Here is a 20,148-nt window from a genome sequence, read left to right as displayed (position 1 = left end):
CAAACCGAGGAAGCCCACGCACCGGTGCATGCGTTCGAATAAGTGCACAGCAAACGAAAGAGGCCCCTCGTGACCCCTGCCCCGCCAACCGGCACATCCGGATCTTCGTCGCCCAAGCCCGGCGTCAAGCAGCAACGGGCGGCGCAGCGCGCCCAGAAGCTCGAGCAGTACCACCGCGATCAAAAACGCAGCGCCCGCAACCGGCGCATCGGCCTGATCAGCGGGATCACCGTGGCCGTCGCGGTCATCGGCCTGCTGATCACCTCGATCGTGCTGACCCCGCAGAGCGCGAGCTACTCCGCCGGTGGCGACGGTGCCGACATCGACGGTGTGGAAACATTCGAGAACGCCTCGTTGCACGTGGAGACCCCCGTCTCGTACCCGCAGACTCCGCCCGCCGGCGGCGACCACAATCCCACTTGGCTGAATTGCGGCGTCTACACCGAACCAGTGCCGAACGAGAACGCCGTGCACTCCCTCGAGCACGGTGCCCTCTGGGTGACCTACGACCCCGCCATGTCCGATGACGAGCTGGCCACGCTCAAGCAGGCGCTCCCGTCCACCTACGTGATCCTCTCGCCGTTCGACGGCCTGCCCGCCCCCATCGTGGTGAGCGGCTGGAACGTGCAGCTGCAGGTCGACTCGGCCGACGATGAGCGCATCGCCGCGTTCTTCGAAGAGCACTGGAAGAGCAACAACGTTCCCGAACCCGGCGCGCTCTGCACCGGCGCCTACGATGCCCCCGGAAAGGCGTAGCTCGGCCCGGCGTGCCGCGCTGGTCGTCACGGCCGCGATTGCGGCCGTCGCGATCGGCCTGGTCGGCTTCTCCGTCGGCCGGTTGAGCACCATCGACAATCCCACGCCCACATCGACCAGCGCCGAGGCCGGTTTTGCGCGCGACATGCAGGTGCACCACCTGCAGGGGGTCGAATTGGCCATGATCATCCGCGACCGCACCGAGACGGCGGATGTGCGCCTGCTCGGCTACGACATCGCCACTACCCAGGCGCAGCAGGCCGGCCAGCTCTACGGCTGGCTCACCGAGTGGGACCTGTCCCAGGCTGGCCCCGAACCCTCGATGACCTGGATGACCCGGCCCGGCCGTTCGGACACCTCTCACGCGCACCCCGAGGGAACCCACACCCCGGGCGCCCCGATGCCCGGGCTCGCCACCGACGAGCAGATCGCCGGCCTCACCGCGTCGACGGGAGTCGACGCCGAGCGCCGGTTCCTCACCCTGATGATCGCCCACCACTTGGGCGCCGTCGAAATGGCCGAGTCGGTGCAAGATCGCGCCAACAACACCTCGGTGCTCGGTTTTGCGAACTCGGTGATCATCTCCCAGGAGGCCGAGATCACCCTCATGGAGTCCATGCTCGCCGACCGCGAGCCGTGACCTCAGCACCAGAAACTCGAGGTTTTCTGGGCCTATCTCACAGTTCGCGAGCCTGCACGGGGGTCTGCTCGGCGTAGAGGGATGCGTAGGTGCCACCCTCGGCGAGCAACTCCTGGTGGGTGCCGGCCTCGACGACGCGACCGTGGTCGATGACGAAGATCACGTCGGCGGTCACAATCGTCGACAAGCGGTGGGCGATGGCGATGGTCGTGCGCCCCCGGGAAGCGGTATCGAGGGCGGCCTGCACCACCCGCTCGGAGATCGCGTCCAGGGCGCTGGTCGCCTCGTCGAGGATCAGCACCTCAGGGTCCTTCAGCAGCACCCGGGCGATGGCCACCCGCTGCTTCTCGCCGCCGGAGAGCCGGTAGCCCCGCTCGCCGACCACGGTGTCATAGCCGTCCGGGAAAGACGCGATGGTGTTGTGGATGTTCGCGGCCCGCGCGGCGATCTCGAGCTCGGCATCCGTGGCCTCGGGTTTGGCGTACCGGAGGTTCTCGGCGATGGTCGCGTGGAAGAGGTAGGTTTCCTGGCTCACGATGCCGATGTGGGAGACCAGCGACTCCTGCTCGAGGTCACGCACGTCGACCCCGGAGAACAGCACCCGGCCGCCCGTCGCCTCGTAGAAGCGCGGGATCAGGTACGACACCGTGGTCTTGCCCGCGCCGCTGGGCCCGACGAAGGCGGCGAACGCGCCGGGTTCGATCGTGAACGAGACCGCGTCGAGGGTCGGCCGGGCGTCGGCGTCGGCATCCGGGTAGGCGAAGGTGACGGCGTCGAACTGCACCCGACCGGTGACTGCGGGCACCGGGCGGGCACCGGGAGCGTCGCTGATGGCGGGGGTGAGGTCGAGGTATTGGAAGATTCGCGCGAAGAGTGCGCTGGAGGTCTGCAGGTCCAGGGCCACCCGCATCAGCCCCAGCAAAGGGAAGAGCAGCCGCGCCTGAACCGTGGTGAAGGCCACGACGGTGCCCGCGGTGATGTCGGTGGCGCTGTTCGTGAGGAGGAGGCCGGCCACCAAGTAGACGATGGCCGGGATGCTGGACAGGAAGATGCTGACCATGGCGAAGAACCACTGGCCGCTCATCTGCTGGCTGACCTGCAGGTGCACCTGGTTGTCGTTCTCGTGCGCGTACCGGGCGATCTCGGCCTTTTGCCGGGTGAAGCTCTTGGACAGCAGGATGCCGGACACGCTCAGGGTCTCCTGGGTGATCGCGGTCATGTCGGAGAGGGACTCCTGGGTCTTGCCCGCGATGCGGGCCCGGACCCGGCCCACCCGGCGCTGTGCGAAGACCAAGATCGGCATCAGGATCACGGCCACGATCGTCAGCTGCCAGTTGAGCAGCAGCATTGCCACGAACGCGGCGATCACCGTGACGGCGTTGCCGAGCACACTGGAGACGGTGTTGGTGAGCACGCTCGCCACCCCGCCGACATCGTTCTGCAGCCTGGACTGGATCACGCCGGTCTTGGTGCGGGTGAAGAAGCTCAGCTCCATCGCCTGCAGGTGGGTGAACAGCCGCACCCGCAGTTCACCCATCACCGAGTTGCCCACGGTTGCGGTGAGCCAGGTCTGCCAGACGCCCAGCAGCGCGGTGGTGAGATAGGCCGCGATCATCAGCGCCACCAGCACGGTCAGCCGCTGCAGGTCCGGGCCGCCAGAGGGCGGGAACAGACCCTCGTCGAACGCGCGCTGGATCAGCAGCGGCGGAAGCACCGACAGTGCCGCAGATATCAGCACCAGGATGACGGTGACGGTGAGCTTCCGGGCGTGCGGGGCGAACAGCGCCCTGATGCGGCCGAACAGGTTGGGAATCTCGGGCGCTTCGGCGTTCTGCGCCTTCTGGGCGGCCGGGTCGTCACCGCTGACGCGGTTGCGGCGGCCACGAAACTCTTCAGGGGGACGTCCGCCCGTGCCGTGCGATCCGCTCATGGTCTCACTCTAAGACAGCGGACCGGCCCCGGAAATCCGGGACCGGTCCGTCACAGCCGAGTCCAGTGCCGGCCCGGCCAGGTGAGGAAGTTAGCCCTTCGTGGAACCGGCCAGCAGGCCGCGCACGAAGTAGCGCTGCAGGCTGAAGAAGACGATCAGCGGAACCAGGATCGAGATGAACGCGCCCGCTGTGAGCAGGTGCCAGTCCTGGCCCCGGCTACCGGTGATCTCGGCCAGCAGCTTGGTCATCGGTGCCACCGCGCCATCCGCGAAGATCAGCGCCACGAGCAGGTCGTTCCAGACCCAGAGGAACTGGAAGATGGCGAAGGACGCGATCGCGGGCATGGTCAGCGGCAGCACGATCCGGAAGAAGATCTGCCCGTGACCGGCGCCGTCGACCCGCGCCGCCTCGATGACGTCGGCGGGGATCTCAGACACGAAGTTGTGCAGCAGATAGATGGCCAGCGGCAGAGCGAACATCGTGTGTGCGATCCACACCTGCGAATAGCCGCCGGCGTCACTGATCGAGGAGACCACCGGGAAGCCGAAGATCTCACCCCGTGAGAAGAACTGCAGAAGCGGCACCAGGGCCATCTGCAGCGGAACGATCTGCAGCGCGAAAACCGCGATGAACAGCACGTTCTTGCCGCGGAAGTTGATCCACGCGAACGCGTAGGCCGCGAGACTGGCGATGATCAGGGGCAGCAGCGTGGCCGGCAGGGTGATCGCGATCGAGTTAATGAACGCGCCGGCCAGGTTCAGCTGGCTGTTACCGGCCTGGAGCACCTCGCTGTAGTTGTCGAGGGTGAGGCCCCAGTTCGAGAAGAGCGTCCACCATCCGGTGGTGCGCACCTCCTGGGCCGGGCGGAACGAGGAGACGAAGAGACCGAAGGTGGGCACCGTCCAGAGCACAGCGATCACGAGTGCCGCGATCGTGGCGCCCCGGCTGGTCAACCGCTTCTTGGTGCGCTTGGCCGCGGTGAACTCCCCGCGGCGTTCGCCGCGGCGGAGCTGGTTTTTGGTGTTCTTGTCGACGGGGAGCTCCACCGGAAGAATCGCGCTCATCGGATTTCCCTCTGCTTCTGAATCTGGCGGGCGTTGTAGACGACGATCGGAAGGACGAGCAGGAACAGGATCACGGCGAAGGCGGCGGACCGGCCCTGCTCGAAGTTCTTGAACTGCGTGTACATCTCGTTCGCGATGACGCTCGTGTCGTTGGAGCCTGCCGTCATGGTCCGGACGATGTCGAAGACCTTGAGGGAGGCGATGGAGATCGTCGTCAGGACAACGATGAGGGCGCTGCGGATGCCGGGAACCGTGACGTTGGTGAACTTCTGCCACGCGTTGGTGCCGTCGAGTTCGGCGGCCTCCAGCTGCTCGGCCGGCACACCCTTGATGGCCGCGGAGAGCACCACCATGGCGAATCCGGTTTGCACCCAGATCAGCACGACGATCAGGAAGACCGTGTTCCAGGGTGCGACGGCGAGGAAGTCGACGGGGTTGCCGCCGAGCCACACCACGATCTGGTTGAGCAGGCCGATCTGATTCTGGTCGGCCGGACGCGCCGTGTAGATGAAGCGCCAGATGATGGACGCCCCGACGAAGGAGATGGCCATGGGCATGAAGACCATGATCTTGAAGTACTTCTCACCGCGGCTCTTGTCGATGAAGACCGCGTAGGCCAGGCCGGCGATCGTCGATACGAGCGGGGTGATGAGCACCCAGACGATCGTGTTGAGTACGGTGCGGATGGCCTCGGGCTGCGTGAACACCCAGATGAAGTTGTCGAAGCCGATGAACTCGGTTCCCCGCGAGTTCATGAACGCCTGCACCGTGGTCTGGATGGTCGGAATGACGAGGCCGACGATCAGGAGCAGGATGGCCGGCGCGAGAAAGCCGAAGAGTTGGAAGAGGTAGCCGGCGCCGGAGCACGAGCGGTAGTCGACGATGAAGAAGACCCCACCGAGGACGGCAGCCGCGGCGATGGCCCACCAGTACGATCCGGCAGCGACCAGGATCAGCAGGGGTGCGGCGATGCAGACGGCGAGACGGATGACGGTGTAAACGGTGCCCGATCGCGGGGCTATTTCGACGAAGAACAGGATCGCGGCCACCAGGGCCACGAACGCGAGAATGATGATGGGGACTTGAACCAGGGGCGGCAAGTCAGCCAGCCAGGCAAGGAATGCCGACATGTGAAACCTCTCGAGTACGACTGCGGACTCACAGTGTTTTGCTGGTGGGGCGGAATACCACCGCCCCGGTACACCAGTAGGGGGTGCGGGTCGCCCTCCTCAGAGGACGACCCGCACGGTTGGGCTGTTAGACGAGCCGGTTGTCGAACCAGACTAGTTGGAGGGCCAGCCGGCTTCGATGCTCGTGAGCACCTCACCCGTCGGGGCTCCATTGATCCAGTTGACCATTCCCTTCCAGAAGGTGCCGGCGCCAACGGAGCCGGGCATCAGGTCGGAGGCGTCAAAGCGGAAAGTGGTTTCCGAGTCCTGAAGGATCTTGATGGCTTCCTGCAGGATCGGGCTCTGCGCGTTGGCCGGGTCGAGACCCGAGTTGGCGCTGATGACCCCGCCGAGGCTGACGCGGCTGTTCGCCCAGTCATCGCTGGAGAGGTACGTCTGCACGGCCTGGGTGTCTGCGTCGTCCGAGAACGCTCCGACAATCTCGCCACCACCGGTGACAGCCTGGCTGCCGGCCTCCTGGGCCGGGGTGATGAAGGCCCACACGTCACCGTCGGGACCGACCTCGCCGCCGGCATCCGTGATGAAGCCGTCGAAGAAGGAGGCCTGGTGGTGCAGGGCGCAGGTGCCCTCGGCGAGCGGCGTGGCTACGTCACCGAACGCGATGCTGTTGATCGAGCTCACATCGCCGAAGGTGGCGTTGACGTAGGACGGGTTCAGCAGGATCTCGCCGACGGAGTCGAATGCGGATGCAATCGCCGGGTCCGTGAACGGAATCTCGTTGGCAACCCACTTGTCGTAGGTCTCAGCGCCGGCCTCACGCAGAACGAGGTCCTCGACCCAGTCCGTGCCCGGCCAACCGGTTGCGTCACCAGAGCCGAATCCGGCGCACCACGGGGCGCTGCCGGTCTTCTCCTGGATGGTCTTCGTCACGGCGAGGAGCTCGTCCCAGGTCTCGGGAACTTCGACACCCCACTCGGTGAACTTGGCCGGGGAATACCAGACGAAGCCCTTGACGCTGGCCATCAGCGGAGCGCCGTAGAACGTGTCGCCGACGGTGCCGTATGCCTTCCAGTCGGACGACCAGAACTCGTCGACGTTGTCTTCAACGGACGAGGGGGCCGGCTTGAGGAAGTCGCGACTGGCGAGGTCGGCCATCAGGCCGGGCTGCGGGAAGATCGCGAGGTCTGGAGCGCTGCCGCCCTGAGCACGAATGGCGATCTGAGCTTCGAATTCCTTCGACGCCTCGTACTGGATGTCGATGTCGTTCTCTTCTTCCCAAGCCTTCCAGGACTCTTCGAGAAGCTCGGCCTCGGTGTCAGCGATGGTGCCGTAGACGGTGACGACACCGTCACCCTCGGCTCCGGCTTCGGCGCTCGTGCTGCCGGGACCACCGGAACAGCCGGCCAATGTCAGCCCGGCAATCGCGACCATGGCGATAGGTGCTGTGATTCGGCGGTGGAATGACCGCATTCTTCCTCCTCGTTGAGTGGTTGCGGTGCGCCGGGATCCCCCGGACAAACACCAAGGTGCTGCAGGAACTGCTCGTCGTGCTGGAAACGGTTGCACAAGGAACCGGTTCCACACCACAAAGTACGGCACAGATTCGTTCGACACAAGCCCAATATGGTTACAGATTGACAAAGATCGCGCTCTCATGCCAACGACGCTTCAAACCGGTCACACTTCGGTGTCGAATTTCTGGAACCGATTCCAGCCCGGCCGCCGAGGAGATATGGTGGCCAGAGCGGTTCCAACGACGGGGAGGCTGGCATGAGCGCGATCGCGGATGTAGCACGCATGGCCGGCGTCGCCAAGGCCACGGCCTCCCGGGCGCTCAGCGGCCGGGGCTACGTGTCGGACGAAACGCGTCAGAAGGTGGTCGACGCCGCCGCCCTGATCGGCTACGTCGCCTCGCCCAATGCGGCCAGCCTGGTGACCGGCCGGACCAAGAGCATCGGCGTGATCATTCCCTTCATCAGCCGCTGGTTTTTCTCCGAGATCCTGGAGAGCCTCGAGCAGTCCCTGCTCGCCGAGGGCTACGACATGACGCTCTACAACCTCCCCGCACATTCGGCCGAACGGGAGCGGGTCTTCGATTTCTTCCTCGCCCGCAAGCGGTTCGACGGTGTCATCTCCGTGGGCGTCGAGCTCAGCGATGCCGAGGTGGAGCTCCTGCACCGGCTGGGCCGTCCTCTGGTGGGCATCGGCGGTGAGATCCCCGGCGTGCATACCATCGCGATCGACGACATCGCGGCCGCGCGCCTGGCCACCGAACATCTGATCAGCCTCGGGCACACCGATATCCGTCATGTCGGCGGTGATCAGGTGGACCAGATGGACTTTGCCGTGCACACCAAACGGCTCACCGGTTTCAACTCGGCCATGCACGCCGCCGGCCTGTCCAGGGATGGCCGCTTCGCCCCCTGCGCCTTCACGGTTCCCGGGGGGTACGAGACCGGTCTGGCGTTGTTCGGTAATCCGCACCGGCGGCCGACGGCGGTCTTCGCGGCGAGCGACGAGATCGCGTTCGGCCTCATTGTCGCGGCCAGGGAGCTCGGCATCCTGATCCCGTCCGAGCTCTCGGTGATCGGCATCGACGGCCATCCGTATGCCGAGATGTTCCGGCTCACCACCATCGAACAGCACCCGCGCAACCAGGCCAGGATGGCCGTTGAGTCCCTGCTGGGTGCGCTCGAGCAGCCGTCGGCGCCGGTCACACCCGGGCTCACCAGGGCGCCGACCAACCTGGTCATGCGCTCCAGCACCAGCGCACCCCGGTGACCCGGTGACCCGGCTCCGCAACTGTTGCCGTGCGCAACAGTTGGGGTGGTCGCCCCAGACCGTCAGCGGCGCGGGTTAGCCTCGAGGGGATGATTTCCGACCCTTCAGACGACGCCAGCGCCGGCACGGACCGGGATGCCACCCCCCGGGCATCCACCCGGTACGCACCCCGGCGCCCGTTCGACCTGGCGGCCACCATGGCCCCGCACAGTCGCGGTCGCGGCGACCCCACCGCCCGCGCCGATGCCGCCGGGCTCTGGCGCACCCAACGCACCCCGCTCGGACCGGCGACCCTGCTGCTTCGGCAGGCCGCCGACGGCGGCGTCGACGCCAAGGCCTGGGGACCGGGCGCCGAGTGGTGCATCGCCCAGGTGCCCGCCCTGCTGGGCGACGGCGACGACTGGACCGGACTCGACCTCGGCGGCCACGGTGTTCTTGCCGAGGTCCGCCGCCGTAACCCCGGCGTCTGGCTGGGCAGCTCCGGGCTGGTCTTCGAGGCGCTGATCCCGGCAATCATCGAACAGAAGGTCACCACTCTCGAAGCCCACCGTGCCTGGTACCGGCTCATCCGCCAGCACGGCGAGGCGGCCCCTGGCCCCGCACCAGCGGGGATGATGGTCTCCCCCGGACCGGAACGCTGGCGCCTGGTGCCGTCGTGGGACTGGCACCGGGCCGGCGTCGATCCGCGCCGCTCACGCACGGCCGTTTCTGTTGCGGCCGTGGCGGCATCTCTCGACCGGCCCGTCGACGCCGTCACGGCCTCACGACGGCTGCAGTCCCTGCCCGGCGTCGGCCGCTGGACCGCCGCGGAGGTGACTCAGCGCTCGCACGGCGACCCCGATTCGGTGAGCGTGGGCGACTACCATCTGGCCGCCCAGGTGGGCTGGGCCCTGACCGGATCCCCCGTCGACGACGACGGCATGCTCGAACTGCTCGATCCCTTCGCGGGACACCGCCAGCGTGTGGTGCGCCTCATCCTGGGCAGCGGCTACCGCGCCCCGCGCCGCGGCCCGCGCATGACCATCCAGGACCACCGCTCGCACTAACCGGGCCGGCCGCACACGCTGAATGGGCGGTCACCGGGGCTCGGAGGCCGGGCGGGGCGGCGCCGCCATCCGGTCCGGCGGCGTTACGCGGTGCGGTGCGGCCATCCGCTCGCCGACCTCGACCCTGTCGCGCAGGATGGCGACGGCGCGTTCGAGGGTGCCGACATCGTCGATGGGCAGGTCGGCGAAGTAGGGCAGCAGGGCGGCGACCAGCTCGGTCCGCCAGGCGATCAGAGCCGCGACACCCGCCGGGGTGCTGGCGATGAGGCTGGCCCTGGCATCGTCGGGGTCGCCGGCGCGTTCGACCCAGCCTCGGTCGACGAGGCTGCCCACCAGCTTGGTGGCGGTGGGCTGCGAGACCCGGCTGCGCTCGGCCAGGTCGCCCAGGCGGATAGGGCCGCTGGAGAGCAGCACGCTGAGGGTGCGCCACAGAGCGGGCGATTCCGTGCCGCGCGCTGCACGGGCCGCGACGCGGGTGAGCCGGTGGTTGACGGACACGAGGTCCCCGAGGATGTCAGGAAGTGCTGCGGGCATCCCCCCACCATATACAGGCCGAATCGCCCGCGACCCGTGAGGAAAGCCCCAGAAACTCGAGAGTTTTGGTGCTTTTCTCACAGTTCGCGGGTTAACGGCAGCGGGCGCCGCATCCAATGGATGCGACGCCCGTGCGAGCAACTAACCCCTTGCGGGGCGAGATTACTTGAGGGTGACGGTGGCGCCAGCGGCCTCGAGGGAAGCCTTTGCCTTCTCGGCAGCTTCCTTCGCAACGCCCTCGAGGACGGCCTTCGGCGCGCCATCGACAACGGCCTTGGCCTCGCCGAGGCCCAGGCTGGTGAGCTCGCGCACAACCTTGATGACCTGGATCTTCTTGTCGCCAACGGCGTCGAGGATGACGTCGAACGCGCTCTGCTCTTCGACCTCTTCGGCAGCGGCGGCGGGGCCAGCGGCTCCGGCGACGGCGACGGGTGCAGCCGCGGTGACCTCGAAGGTCTCCTCGAATGCCTTGACGAACTCGGAGAGCTCGATGAGGGTGAGGCCCTTGAACTGCTCGAGCAGCTCTTCAGTGGAAAGCTTTGCCATGATTTTTCTCCTATTAGTTTCTTAGTTACTCACCGCGGTACAGGCAGATGCCTAGTTCGCGGACTCCTGCTTTTCACGCAGCGCTTCGATGGTGCGAACAGCCTTCGACAGCGGTGCGTTGAACAGATATGCGGCTCCGAACAGCGAGGCCTTGAAGGCGCCGGCAAGCTTGCCGAGCAGAACTTCACGGGACTCGAGGTCGGCGAGCTTGCCTACCTCTGCGGCGGTCAGGGGGTTACCGTCGAAGTAACCGCCCTTGACAACCAGGAGAGGGTTTGCCTTGGTAAAGGCACGCAGCTTCTTCGCGACGGCGACAGGGTCACCGTGTACGAAAGCGATAGCGGACGGACCAACGAGCTCCTCGTCGAAAGACGTGATGCCGGCGTTGTTGGCCGCGATCTTGGTGAGCGTGTTCTTTACCACGGCGTACGTGGCGTCCTCACTGATGGACGTGCGCAGCTCCTTGAGCTTCGCAACAGTGAGTCCGCGGTACTCGGTGAGCAGAACGGCGGTCGAGCTCTGGAATTTCTCCTGCAGCTCGGCGACCGTTGCTTCCTTGTTCGCCATGGCGCTCCTCTAAATATTCATGTGCCGGTAGCCCGGGGCGCAGACATGAAAAAAGCTCCAGCGCAAGCGCCGGAGCTGAGGCCAGTTTGACTGGCTAACTTCGAACACCTGCGCGGGCCGTTCACGTGAATGAACCTTCGATCGCTTTTCCATTTCTGGGCAGCGACAACCGGCGGTCTTTGGCTGTTCCCCACCATACGGGATCCCCCTGGCGGTGCGCAAATCGGGCCAACGCCCACGCGGCTTCGCAAACTAGTTGACAAAGGTCCACTATGTATTTATAGTTGACATCTGTCAATTATCTAGCTGGAGATTCATGTCACGCCGTTCTCGCACCACCACTCCCCCGAACCGGGCCATCACGGCCGACGGTTCCATGACCAAGCGCCAGGTTCTCGAGGCCCTGTCCGGCCTGCTGCTGGGCATGTTCGTGTCGATCCTCGCCGGAACCGTGGTCAGCACCTCGCTGCCGATCATCATCTCCGACCTGAAGGGTGACCAGTCCGCATACACCTGGGTCATCACCGCCACCCTGCTCGCCACCACGGTGTCCACGCCCATCTGGGGCAAGTTCGCCGACCTCTTCAACCGCAAGTTGCTCATCCAGCTGGCCCTGGCCACCTTCGTGATCGGCTCGGCACTGGCCGGCTTCTCGCAGGACACCGGAACCCTCATCGGCTTCCGCGTGCTGCAGGGCCTCGGCGCCGGCGGTCTCGCCGCGCTCAGCCAGATCATCATGGCCGACATCATCAGCCCCCGGGACCGCGGCAAGTACGCCGGCCTGTTCGGCGGCGTCATGGCCCTCGGCACCGTCGGCGGCCCGCTGCTCGGCGGCGTGGTGACGGATGCCTTCGGCTGGCGCTGGAACTTCTTCATCGCCCTGCCCGTCGCCATCGTGGCCATCGTGCTCCTGCAGCGCACTCTGCACCTGCCCCCGCGGGTCAAGCGCGTGGTGAAGATCGACTACCTCGGTGCCGTGCTGATCGCCGGCGGCGTCTCGCTGCTGATGATCTGGGTCACCCTGGCCGGCAACAACTTCGAGTGGGCATCCGTCACCTCCTTCGTCATGGTCGCCGCCGCCGCGCTGCTGCTCATCGCCGCCGTGATCGTCGAGTTCACGGTGCCGGAGCCGATCATCCCGCTGACGCTGTTCAAGAACCGCACCTTCACCCTCGCCACCGTCGCCAGCATCTCGGTGGGCGTGTCGATGTTCGGCACCTCCGTCTTCCTCAGCCAGTACATGCAGCTGGCCCGCGGGGCCACGCCCACCCAGTCCGGCCTGCTCACCATCCCGATGATGGGCGGCCTGCTCATCTCGTCCACGTTGTTCGGCACCCTGATCAGCCGCACCGGCAAGTGGAAGGCCGTCATGGTCTCTGGTTCGGTCCTCGTGGTCGCCGGACTCCTGCTGCTCGGCAGCCTGCAGTACGACACCAACCTGATCCTGGTCGGTATCTTCATGTTCGTGCTCGGCGCGGGCCTGGGCATGGTCATGCAGAACCTGGTCCTGGTCGTTCAGAACTCGATCGAGGTCACCAACCTGGGTGTGGCCACCAGCGCTGTCACGTTCTTCCGCAGCCTCGGCGGCACGATCGGTGTCTCGGTTCTCGGCTCGGTGCTCGGCACCGTCGTGGCCCAGAACATCAAGGATGGCATCGGCACCCTCGCGCCGGCCGACCAGGCCATCGCGGTGAAGACGCTGGGCTCCGGCGTCATCCCGCACGTCAACACCCTGCCTGACGCCATCCGCGTCGTCGTCGAGTCGGCCTACGGCACCGGCGTCGGCACGGTCTTCCTGCTCGGTGTGCCGCTTGCCGTGATCACCCTGGTGATGGTCGCGCTGATGCCCAACGCGTCGCTCGGTACCCAGACCGCCATCGCCCTGACCAAGGCCCAGGCGACGAAGAAGGCACCCGAAAACCTCGAGGACAACGACCTGCGCGAACTCGAAGACGCCGAGGACATGCTGATCGAAGTGGGCGCTGCCGCCGCCGGCCTCACCCCGGTGGGCCTGGCCCACCCAACCGGCTCGATCCGCGTGCAGCCCGGCACCGACCCGTCGGAAAACCCGAGCACCGGTCGCTAGTGTGATGGTCATGACCGACCACGGCGAGCTTCCCCCGGTCCCCGAGCCCGGCGTCACGGCCGCCCTGTCCCCCGACACCGCGACCGAGGCCGCCGAGGCCTTGGCCGACGTCGAGGAGCAGATGATGCAATTGGCGGCCTATGTGCGCGGCGCCCTGCGCGATTCGGCCCTGCGCATCGACCCGGCGCTGCAACCGTTCGGCCTCAAGATCCTGCGCACCCTGCGACGCTGCGGACCCACGCACGCCAGCGCGCTGGCCGAGTTGCTCGAGGTGGACCGCAGTGTGATCAGCCGTCAGGCCCGGCTGCTCGAGGACCTCGGCCTGCTCGAGCTGGCCGCGGACCCGGCCGACGGGCGCGCCAGGTTCCTCGCGGCAACCCCGTTGGCGATGGAGAAGATGGCGGCCGTGCCGGGAGGCGACAAGAGCCTGCTGCACGGCCGGCTGACCGCGTGGCCCGAAGCCGACCTGCAGCAGTTCGCCCTGCTGCTGAAACGGCTGAACTCCCCCGACGGCGCACGGTAGGTCAGGCCAGGGGCAGCGCCACGCGGAAGCTGGTGCGCCCCGGCCGACTGTCCACCGTGACTTCGCCGTCGTGGGCCAGAACCACGGCCTGCACGATGGCCAAGCCGAGACCGGTACTGCCGCCGGTGCCGCGGAACCTGGAGCTGTCGCCGCGGGCGAACCTCTCGAACAGGGTCTCCTGCAGGTTCTCCGGGATGCCGGGACCGTCGTCGGTCACGGTGACCACGGCGTCTGGCCCCTCGACGCTGAGCGCCACCTGCACCCGGGTGCCCGCGTCGGTGTGCACGCGGGCGTTGGCCAGCAGGTTCGCGAAAACCTGGTGCAGGCGCGGACCGTCGCCGGCCGCCAGCACGGGCTCTTCGGGCAGGTCGAGGTCCCAGCGGTGGTCCCGGCCGGCCGCATGGGCGTCGCTGACCACGTCGACGAGCAGCATGGTGAGGTCCACGGGTTCCCGTTCCAGCTCGCGACCCTCGTCCAGGCGGGCGAGCAGCAGCAGGTCTTCGACGAGACCGGTCATCCGCACCGACTCCGACTCGATGCGCCCGAGAGCGTGGATGGCGTCGGGCGGCAGTTCCTGGCCGCTGCGCCGGGTGAGCTCGGAGTAACCGCGGATCGACGCGAGCGGGGTGCGCAGTTCGTGGCTGGCATCCGCCACGAACTGGCGCACCTTGTTCTCGCTGGCCTGCCGGGTTTCCAGTGCGATATCGACGTGGTCGAGCATCCGGTTGAGCGCTGAGCCCACCCGGCCGACCTCGGTGCGGGGGTCGGTGTCTGCGGCCGGAACCCTGTCGACGAGCAGCACCTCGCCGCGGTCCAGCGGCAGTTCGGAGACCCGGGTGGCCGTGGCCGTCACCCGTTGCAGCGGACGCAGGGCCAGACGCACGATCGCGGTCGCGAGGAATGCCACCAGCACAATGCCGGCCAGCGACACGATCGCGATGATGAGCGCCAGCTGGGTGGCCGTTCCGGTCACGCTGGCGACCGGCAGGCCCACCAGGTACAGGGCACCGGAGCGCGCCGTTTCGGCCAGTACCCGGTACTCGCCGACGTCGCCGCCGAGGTTCACGCTGAACGGAACGGACGTGCCGCCCTTCTGCACGGCGGTATCGAGTTCGGTGATGAGCTGGGTGACCTGGTCGCTACTCAGCGCCACGACGGCACCGGTGTCATCGGTGTAGCCGGCTGTGACGGTCGTGCCGTCGTAGACCAGCGCGAGGGTGCCAGGGGGTTGGGAGGGCCCATTCAGAACATCACTGGCCGTGGGCGTGGCGAGGGTGAAGTCGCCGTTCGGCCGGCGGTCGAAGAAGACGCTGGAGCGTTCCGCGGCGCCCTTGACCTGCTGGTCGAGGCCGTCCATCAGGTTGGCGCTGAGGATGGCCACGCTCACCACCCCGATGACCAGGCTGACAAGGGCAAGCAGTCCCACCACGGCCACAACCAGTCGGCGGCGCAGGGTCCAGGGCGCCCGGCCGCTGCGGGTCGGGATGATGGGGGTGTCGCCGACGGGTGCTCCGGGTTTCATCAGGCGATCTTCAGCATGTAACCGGCGCCGCGCACGGTATGGATCATCGGTTCGCGACCGGCGTCCACCTTCTTGCGCAAATAGGAAATGTAGATCTCCACCACAGACGACTTGCCGCCGAAGTCGTAACTCCAGACCCTGTCGAGGATCTGGGCCTTGCTGAGCACCCGGCGCGGGTTGCGCATCAGGAAACGCAGCAGTTCGAACTCGGTCGCGGTCAGCTCGATCTGTTCGCCCGCGCGGAACACCTCGTAGCTGTCCTCGTCGAGGGTGAGGTCGCCCACCGTGATGCGGGGATCGCTGGAGTCGGAGACGGCCATCGTGGAGCGCCGGATGAGGCCGCGGAGCCTGGCGACGACCTCTTCCAGGCTGAACGGCTTGGTGACGTAGTCGTCGCCGCCGGCGGTGAGACCGGCGATGCGGTCGTCGAGCGAGTCCTTGGCGGTGAGAAAGAGCACCGGCGTTTGATAGCCATCCGCCCGCAGCCGCTGGAGCACCTGCAGACCATCGATGTCGGGCAGCATGATGTCGAGCACGATGGCGTCCGGCCGGAACTCCCGCGCCAGGGTGAGCGCGGCCCGGCCCTCCCCGGCCGTGCGCACCTCCCAGCCCTCGTAGCGGAGGGCCATCGAGAGCAGGTCGGTGAGGGTGGGTTCGTCGTCGACGACGAGCACCCGGATCGGGGAGCCGTCGGCCTTGCGAAGGCGTGGTCCGTGGGCCGGCTGCTCGTTGGTTCGGGTGCTCATGCTCCGAAGTATCCCCGCCTTTCCTATGAACCGGCTATGCGCCGCCCACGACGATCCTGAGAGAGCGGGACCCTGCGGACTCCTGGGCTAATTCATAGGCAGGCCATAGTGCAGCCATAACCGGGCTCCTTAGCTTCGAAGGCAACGGCGGGAACCTCCCTGCCGCCGGACTGGAGAATCGATGTTTGTCACGTATCTGCGACGAGAGCTGGCGGGTCGCCGCAAGCAGACCGCCATCGTCGCCATCGGCATGGCCCTCGCCATCGCCCTGGTCATTATCGTCAACGCAGTGTCGAGCGGAGTACAGCTGGCACAGTCCACCGTGCTGGCCTCGGTCTACGGCGTCGGCACCGACATCACCGTCAGCCAGACCCCGGCCGCGCCCACCGAGGGCGAAGCAGGCGCCGGCGGGCCGGCGAACTTCGACTTCGGCGCGGATGCCGGCGCCACCGCCGACGGGACCACCACCGTCAGCCAGTCCAGGCTCTCCGTCGACCGGGGCACCACCGCGTTCGACGCCACGGCGCTGGACACCGTCGGCGGCATCGACAACGTCTCCGCCGCCGCCGCGACCCTGTCGCTGAGCAACACCACCTTCGACGGCGCCCTGCCCGATTTCTCCGCCGGGACACCGCAGACCGGGGACGACGCGGCCGGCGGAACCCCGCCCAGCGGTGGACCCGACGGTGCCGGCGGCAGCTCCTTCAGCGTCGATTCCTTCACAGTGCTGGGCCTGGACCCGGCCGCTGAGGCCGTCGGGCCCCTCTCGGCCGTGAGCCTCACGGACGGACGCAGCCTGGAGACCACCGACGCCGGCACCAATGTCGCCGTCCTCGACGCCGACTACGCCACCACCGCCGAACTCGTCGTGGGCGACACCGTCGCCATCGCCGACACCGACTTCACCGTGGTCGGCCTGGTCACGGCCTCCTCGGCGGATGCCGCCACGGCCTCCAACGTCTACATCCCGCTCGACGTCGCCCAGACCCTGTCCGGCCTGACCGATCAGGTCACCGACATCTACGTGCAGGCCGCGTCCTCCACCGACATCGAGCAGATCCAGGCCGACGTCGAGACCGCCCTGCCGGAGGCCACGGTGCAGACCCAGTCCGACCTCGCCTCGAGCGTGTCAGGGTCGCTCTCCAGCGCCGCCGACCTGGTGAAGAACCTCGGCCTTTGGCTGTCGCTCATCGTGCTCGCGGCGGCGTTCCTGATCGCCATCCTGTTCACGATCTCCGGCGTCACCCGGCGCACCCGGGAGTTCGGCACCCTCAAGGCGATCGGCTGGTCGAACGGCCGGATCGTGCGCCAGGTGGCCGGTGAATCCCTGGTTCAGGGCCTGATCGGCGGCGTCGTCGGCATCGCGGTCGGCCTGGCCGGCATCCTGGTGATCAACCTCGCGGCCCCCACGCTCACCGCGGGCGCGGCCACCGCCGACCCGGCATCCGCCATGGGCGGCCCCGGCGGCAGTGCCGGCGGATTCGGTCAGGCCATGGTGGAAGCGACCACCTCCGACATCGTTCTGCAGGTGCCGGTGACCCTGTCGGTCATCCTCATCGCCGTCGGTCTCGCCGTGCTCGGCGGTCTGCTCGCCGGCGCGATCGGCGGCTGGCGCGCCTCGCGCCTGAGCCCCTCCGAGGCACTGCGCAGCATCGCGTGACCCCCTCCGTCGAATTCATCACCAGAAGTGAGCTCCCATGTATGAACTGACCAATGTCACCAAGAAATACGACCAGGGCAAGCGCTCGGTCACGGCCCTGAACAAGGTCACCCTGTCCATTCCGGATGGACAGATGGTCGCCATCCAAGGGCCGACCGGCGGCGGAAAGTCCACGCTGCTGCAAATGCTGGGCGCCCTCGACCGGCCCACCGAGGGCACCATCGAGTTGGGCAGTGCGGATCTGTCCAAGCTCGGCCAGGGGCCGTTGGGGCAAATCCGGGCGCGCGAGATCGGCTTCGTGTTCCAGGGGTTCAACCTGATCCCCACCCTGACCGCGCAGGAGAACGTGGAGACCGCACTGGCGCCGCTCGGGGTTCCCACGGCGGAGCGCATCTCGCGGGCCGCGGCGGCGCTCGACTCCGTCGGGCTCGGCGAGCGCGGCAGCCACCTGCCCGCGGAGCTCTCCGGCGGCCAGCAGCAGCGCGTCGCGATCGCCCGCGCCCTGGTCAAGGAGCCCACGGTGCTGCTGGCCGATGAGCCCACCGGGAACCTCGACGAGCAGACCCGTGACGAGATCATGGACTTGCTCGAGGGCCTGTGGCGGGCGAAGGGGCTGACCCTGATCGTGGTCACCCACGATTCGGCTGTCGCGAAGCGTGCGCAGAGGCGCCTCTTGATCAAGCAGGGTGTGGTCAAGGACCTCGGCTGAGGTCCGTGCCGAGCGATCGCGCTGAGTCGGCGGATGCCATCTGGAATCCGCCGGCTCGGCGTCAGGCCGGTGGGACCACCGTCGGGCGCCCGTCGACCCAGTCAAGCTGCAGAACGCTCATCCCCCGGTAGACGTAGGCCGGATCCCAGGAGTGCAACACGATCTGGTCACCACCGGGCTGGTCCGGGCCCGGGGAGACCACGTCCTGACCGCCAGGGCCGAGATAGCGGTCGCCGGAACTCTCCGTACTGAAGAGCGGTTCGGCACCGTTCGTGTAGGGCCCCTGGAGTGTCGGCGCCGTGGCGAAACCCATGGCGTAACTGTCATCGGCGTAACTGTTCGCCGAGTAGAAGAGCACGTACTCGTCGTCATGACGGATCAGGATCGGGGCCTCCACCACGGTGCCGTGCCACTCCTCCGACTGCTTGATGAGCCTGGTCGGTTCGCCAGTCAGTGTGCGGCCGTCGGGCGAGAGCGGTGACAGCTGCAGCCAGGTATCCAGGGAGCAACAGTTGCCGTCGTTCTTCCAGAGCAGCCATCTGCTCCCGTCCGCATCGACGAATGCGCCGGCGTCGATCGCGCCTCCCTCGCCGGTCGGGCAGATCAACGGCAGCGTCGATGTTGCCACGAACGGGCCGGTAGCCGATGCGGCGCTGGCGACGCCGATGCACTGCAGGCCTGAGGCCCTGTCGGCGGCGGTGAAGTAGAGCAGGAAGGTGCCATCCGGACCAGAGGTCACCTCCGGCGCCCAGGTCCTCCCGGTGTTGGCCCAGTCCGGGAGGTCAGGCAGAACGTCGCCATCCTGCACCTCCCACGACTGGAGATCGGTGGAGGTAGCGAATTGGACATTTGCGGTGAGCGAATTGGTGGCGTACGCGTAGTAGGTGTCACCGACCAGCAGCACATCCGGGTCGGGAAAATCCTGGTCTATCGCGAAGGCTGCCGGCACGTCGGTTGCGGCGGCATCCAGAGACCCGGCCGGCCCACAACCGCCGAGGAACGCCACCGCCGCACACACGAGGACAGAGGCGGCGGCCCGCCGCAGACTCACCCCTTCACGCCCGAGCTGGCGACACTTTCAACGATTTGCTTCTGGGCCAGCGAGAACAGCACAAGCACCGGGACCGAAGCGATGACCGCGCCGGCCATGACGATACTGAAGTGGGTGGAATAGGCGCCCTGCAATTGGGACAGGCCGGGCTGCAGGGTGAGGTTCTCCGGGCTCAGCAGAACGTAGATGGGCCACAGGAAGTCATTCCAGTTGCCGAGAAAGGTCAGAATTGCCAGCGTCGACAACGCGGGCTTGGCCAGCGGCAGCACGATCTGGAGGAAGATCCTGATATCCCCGGCCCCGTCGATACGCGCGGCTTCCTCGATCTCGGTCGGCAGCCCGACGAAGAACTGGCGCAGGAAGAAGATGCCGAAGGCACCCGCCGCGCCGGGGACGGAGACAGCCCACAGGGTGTCGAGCCAACCGAGGTTCTGCACGATCAGGTAATTGGGAATGAGGAAGATCACCGGCGGCACCAGGAGGGTGCCGATGATGAGCCCGAAGATGAACTTCTTTCCCGTGAATTCCAGCCGCGCGAGCGCGTAGGCGCCCATCGAGGCGGTCACCAGCACGATCACGGTCTGCAGCGTGGCCGCGACGAGGCTATTGAGCAGCCAGCGGAAGATCGGCTGTTGGCCGCTGGCCAGAGTCCCGTACGCGTCGACTGAAAACGGGTTCGGAAGGATTGAATACGGATTCGAGATGACATCGGTGTCGGTCTTGAATGAGGTGATCACGATCCAGACGAGGGGCAGGATGATCGTGAGGGCGACGACGATCAGCGCGGCGTAGAGGGCACCACGCCGAAGGCGTGCGGGTCCCGACACCCGTCGCGGAGTGAGAGTAGTCATCGATG

Annotated in this window: 19 protein-coding genes; 8 read left to right on the top strand and 11 right to left on the bottom strand. The window is 67.1% G+C overall.

The annotated features are described in order from the left end of the window. Positions 1-69 precede the first annotated feature (69 nt). On the top strand, positions 70-756 hold the full coding sequence (locus tag B7495_RS01640; protein ID WP_088455049.1) for a DUF3105 domain-containing protein: 687 nt from the start codon (positions 70-72) through the stop codon (positions 754-756). Further along, positions 737-1,396 carry a DUF305 domain-containing protein gene (locus B7495_RS01635; RefSeq protein WP_088455048.1) on the top strand — a complete coding sequence of 220 codons (660 nt, stop codon included), beginning with the start codon at positions 737-739 and terminating at the stop codon, positions 1,394-1,396. The genes B7495_RS01640 and B7495_RS01635 overlap by 20 nt, the downstream gene beginning before the upstream one ends. 37 nt (positions 1,397-1,433) lie before the next feature. On the opposite strand, the gene B7495_RS01630 is transcribed toward B7495_RS01635, so the two are convergent. From B7495_RS01630 to B7495_RS01615, 4 genes are all read right to left on the bottom strand, one after another. Further along, positions 1,434-3,326, bottom strand: coding sequence for an ABC transporter ATP-binding protein (locus B7495_RS01630; protein WP_088455047.1), 1,893 nt, complete (start codon positions 3,324-3,326; stop codon positions 1,434-1,436). Positions 3,327-3,416: 90 nt separating this feature from the next. Then, on the bottom strand, positions 3,417-4,391 hold the full coding sequence (locus B7495_RS01625; protein WP_088455046.1) for a carbohydrate ABC transporter permease: 975 nt from the start codon (positions 4,389-4,391) through the stop codon (positions 3,417-3,419). Next, the gene (locus tag B7495_RS01620) at positions 4,388-5,521 is read right to left on the bottom strand and encodes a carbohydrate ABC transporter permease (protein ID WP_088455045.1); all 1,134 of its coding nucleotides are present in this window, start codon (positions 5,519-5,521) and stop codon (positions 4,388-4,390) included. The genes B7495_RS01625 and B7495_RS01620 overlap by 4 nt, the downstream gene beginning before the upstream one ends. Before the next feature lie 153 nt (positions 5,522-5,674). Further along, positions 5,675-6,952 (bottom strand): ABC transporter substrate-binding protein, encoded by a 1,278-nt coding sequence (locus B7495_RS01615; RefSeq protein WP_240632343.1) that lies wholly within the window; start codon positions 6,950-6,952, stop codon positions 5,675-5,677. A 339-nt stretch (positions 6,953-7,291) separates the two neighbouring features. Here B7495_RS01615 and B7495_RS01610 point away from each other — a divergent pair, with 339 nt between their 5' ends. Beyond that, complete coding sequence (locus B7495_RS01610) at positions 7,292-8,302, top strand: LacI family DNA-binding transcriptional regulator (protein ID WP_088455043.1); 1,011 nt, start codon at positions 7,292-7,294, stop codon at positions 8,300-8,302. Positions 8,303-8,391: 89 nt separating this feature from the next. Then, entirely contained in the window at positions 8,392-9,348 is a 957-nt protein-coding gene (locus B7495_RS01605; RefSeq protein WP_088455042.1) for a DNA-3-methyladenine glycosylase, read from the top strand. A gap of 30 nt (positions 9,349-9,378) precedes the next feature. Here the strand turns inward: B7495_RS01605 and B7495_RS01600 are convergent, their stop codons facing one another. The 3 genes from B7495_RS01600 to rplJ form a co-directional block, all read right to left on the bottom strand. Continuing rightward, a complete protein-coding gene (locus tag B7495_RS01600; RefSeq protein WP_088455041.1) occupies positions 9,379-9,882 on the bottom strand; it encodes a MarR family winged helix-turn-helix transcriptional regulator in 504 nt (167 codons plus the stop codon). Between the two features lie 162 nt (positions 9,883-10,044). After that, positions 10,045-10,428 (bottom strand): 50S ribosomal protein L7/L12, encoded by a 384-nt coding sequence (gene rplL, locus B7495_RS01595; protein WP_066592329.1) that lies wholly within the window; start codon positions 10,426-10,428, stop codon positions 10,045-10,047. A 51-nt stretch (positions 10,429-10,479) separates the two neighbouring features. Continuing rightward, positions 10,480-10,995, bottom strand: coding sequence for a 50S ribosomal protein L10 (rplJ, locus tag B7495_RS01590; protein ID WP_088455040.1), 516 nt, complete (start codon positions 10,993-10,995; stop codon positions 10,480-10,482). Between the two features lie 316 nt (positions 10,996-11,311). Here rplJ and B7495_RS01585 point away from each other — a divergent pair, with 316 nt between their 5' ends. Then, a complete protein-coding gene (locus B7495_RS01585) occupies positions 11,312-13,081 on the top strand; it encodes an MDR family MFS transporter (RefSeq protein WP_370028213.1) in 1,770 nt (589 codons plus the stop codon). A gap of 10 nt (positions 13,082-13,091) precedes the next feature. Next, complete coding sequence (locus B7495_RS01580; protein WP_240632342.1) at positions 13,092-13,604, top strand: MarR family winged helix-turn-helix transcriptional regulator; 513 nt, start codon at positions 13,092-13,094, stop codon at positions 13,602-13,604. Position 13,605: 1 nt separating this feature from the next. Here B7495_RS01580 and B7495_RS01575 read toward each other — a convergent pair whose 3' ends face one another. Beyond that, positions 13,606-15,126 carry a cell wall metabolism sensor histidine kinase WalK gene (locus B7495_RS01575; protein WP_088455039.1) on the bottom strand — a complete coding sequence of 507 codons (1,521 nt, stop codon included), beginning with the start codon at positions 15,124-15,126 and terminating at the stop codon, positions 13,606-13,608. Then, positions 15,126-15,872: a response regulator transcription factor gene (locus tag B7495_RS01570; RefSeq protein ID WP_088455038.1), complete on the bottom strand. Its 747-nt coding sequence runs from the start codon at positions 15,870-15,872 to the stop codon at positions 15,126-15,128. The genes B7495_RS01575 and B7495_RS01570 overlap by 1 nt, the downstream gene beginning before the upstream one ends. A 181-nt stretch (positions 15,873-16,053) precedes the next feature. Here B7495_RS01570 and B7495_RS01565 point away from each other — a divergent pair, with 181 nt between their 5' ends. After that, positions 16,054-17,532: an ABC transporter permease gene (locus tag B7495_RS01565; RefSeq protein WP_088455037.1), complete on the top strand. Its 1,479-nt coding sequence runs from the start codon at positions 16,054-16,056 to the stop codon at positions 17,530-17,532. Positions 17,533-17,569: 37 nt separating this feature from the next. Then, positions 17,570-18,241 carry an ABC transporter ATP-binding protein gene (locus tag B7495_RS01560; protein ID WP_088455036.1) on the top strand — a complete coding sequence of 224 codons (672 nt, stop codon included), beginning with the start codon at positions 17,570-17,572 and terminating at the stop codon, positions 18,239-18,241. A gap of 61 nt (positions 18,242-18,302) precedes the next feature. Here the strand turns inward: B7495_RS01560 and B7495_RS01555 are convergent, their stop codons facing one another. After that, a complete protein-coding gene (locus B7495_RS01555) occupies positions 18,303-19,292 on the bottom strand; it encodes a glycoside hydrolase family 43 protein (protein WP_088455035.1) in 990 nt (329 codons plus the stop codon). Further along, positions 19,289-20,143 (bottom strand): carbohydrate ABC transporter permease, encoded by an 855-nt coding sequence (locus B7495_RS01550; protein WP_088455034.1) that lies wholly within the window; start codon positions 20,141-20,143, stop codon positions 19,289-19,291. Before B7495_RS01550 ends, B7495_RS01555 begins: the two co-directional genes overlap by 4 nt. Positions 20,144-20,148 lie beyond the last annotated feature (5 nt).

The organism is Cryobacterium sp. LW097 (assembly GCF_002205495.2).
Taxonomy (GTDB): domain Bacteria; phylum Actinomycetota; class Actinomycetes; order Actinomycetales; family Microbacteriaceae; genus Cryobacterium; species Cryobacterium zongtaii.
The sequence above is the reverse complement of the archived record's forward strand: the minus strand, read 5'-3'. Positions and strand labels throughout refer to the sequence as shown.

Coding starts and splice junctions, on each gene's coding strand:
- rplL (WP_066592329.1), bottom strand. CDS start 10,428: ATGGCAAAGCTTTCCACTGAAGAGCTGCTCGAGCAGTTCAAGGGCCTC.
- B7495_RS01615 (WP_240632343.1), bottom strand. CDS start 6,952: ATGGTCGCGATTGCCGGGCTGACATTGGCCGGCTGTTCCGGTGGTCCC.
- B7495_RS01550 (WP_088455034.1), bottom strand. CDS start 20,143: ATGACTACTCTCACTCCGCGACGGGTGTCGGGACCCGCACGCCTTCGG.
- B7495_RS01580 (WP_240632342.1), top strand. CDS start 13,092: ATGACCGACCACGGCGAGCTTCCCCCGGTCCCCGAGCCCGGCGTCACG.
- B7495_RS01565 (WP_088455037.1), top strand. CDS start 16,054: ATGTTTGTCACGTATCTGCGACGAGAGCTGGCGGGTCGCCGCAAGCAG.
- B7495_RS01620 (WP_088455045.1), bottom strand. CDS start 5,521: ATGTCGGCATTCCTTGCCTGGCTGGCTGACTTGCCGCCCCTGGTTCAA.
- B7495_RS01570 (WP_088455038.1), bottom strand. CDS start 15,872: ATGAGCACCCGAACCAACGAGCAGCCGGCCCACGGACCACGCCTTCGC.
- B7495_RS01600 (WP_088455041.1), bottom strand. CDS start 9,882: ATGCCCGCAGCACTTCCTGACATCCTCGGGGACCTCGTGTCCGTCAAC.
- B7495_RS01610 (WP_088455043.1), top strand. CDS start 7,292: ATGAGCGCGATCGCGGATGTAGCACGCATGGCCGGCGTCGCCAAGGCC.
- B7495_RS01605 (WP_088455042.1), top strand. CDS start 8,392: ATGATTTCCGACCCTTCAGACGACGCCAGCGCCGGCACGGACCGGGAT.
- B7495_RS01630 (WP_088455047.1), bottom strand. CDS start 3,326: ATGAGCGGATCGCACGGCACGGGCGGACGTCCCCCTGAAGAGTTTCGT.
- B7495_RS01625 (WP_088455046.1), bottom strand. CDS start 4,391: ATGAGCGCGATTCTTCCGGTGGAGCTCCCCGTCGACAAGAACACCAAA.
- B7495_RS01635 (WP_088455048.1), top strand. CDS start 737: ATGCCCCCGGAAAGGCGTAGCTCGGCCCGGCGTGCCGCGCTGGTCGTC.
- B7495_RS01575 (WP_088455039.1), bottom strand. CDS start 15,126: ATGAAACCCGGAGCACCCGTCGGCGACACCCCCATCATCCCGACCCGC.
- B7495_RS01585 (WP_370028213.1), top strand. CDS start 11,312: ATGTCACGCCGTTCTCGCACCACCACTCCCCCGAACCGGGCCATCACG.
- rplJ (WP_088455040.1), bottom strand. CDS start 10,995: ATGGCGAACAAGGAAGCAACGGTCGCCGAGCTGCAGGAGAAATTCCAG.
- B7495_RS01560 (WP_088455036.1), top strand. CDS start 17,570: ATGTATGAACTGACCAATGTCACCAAGAAATACGACCAGGGCAAGCGC.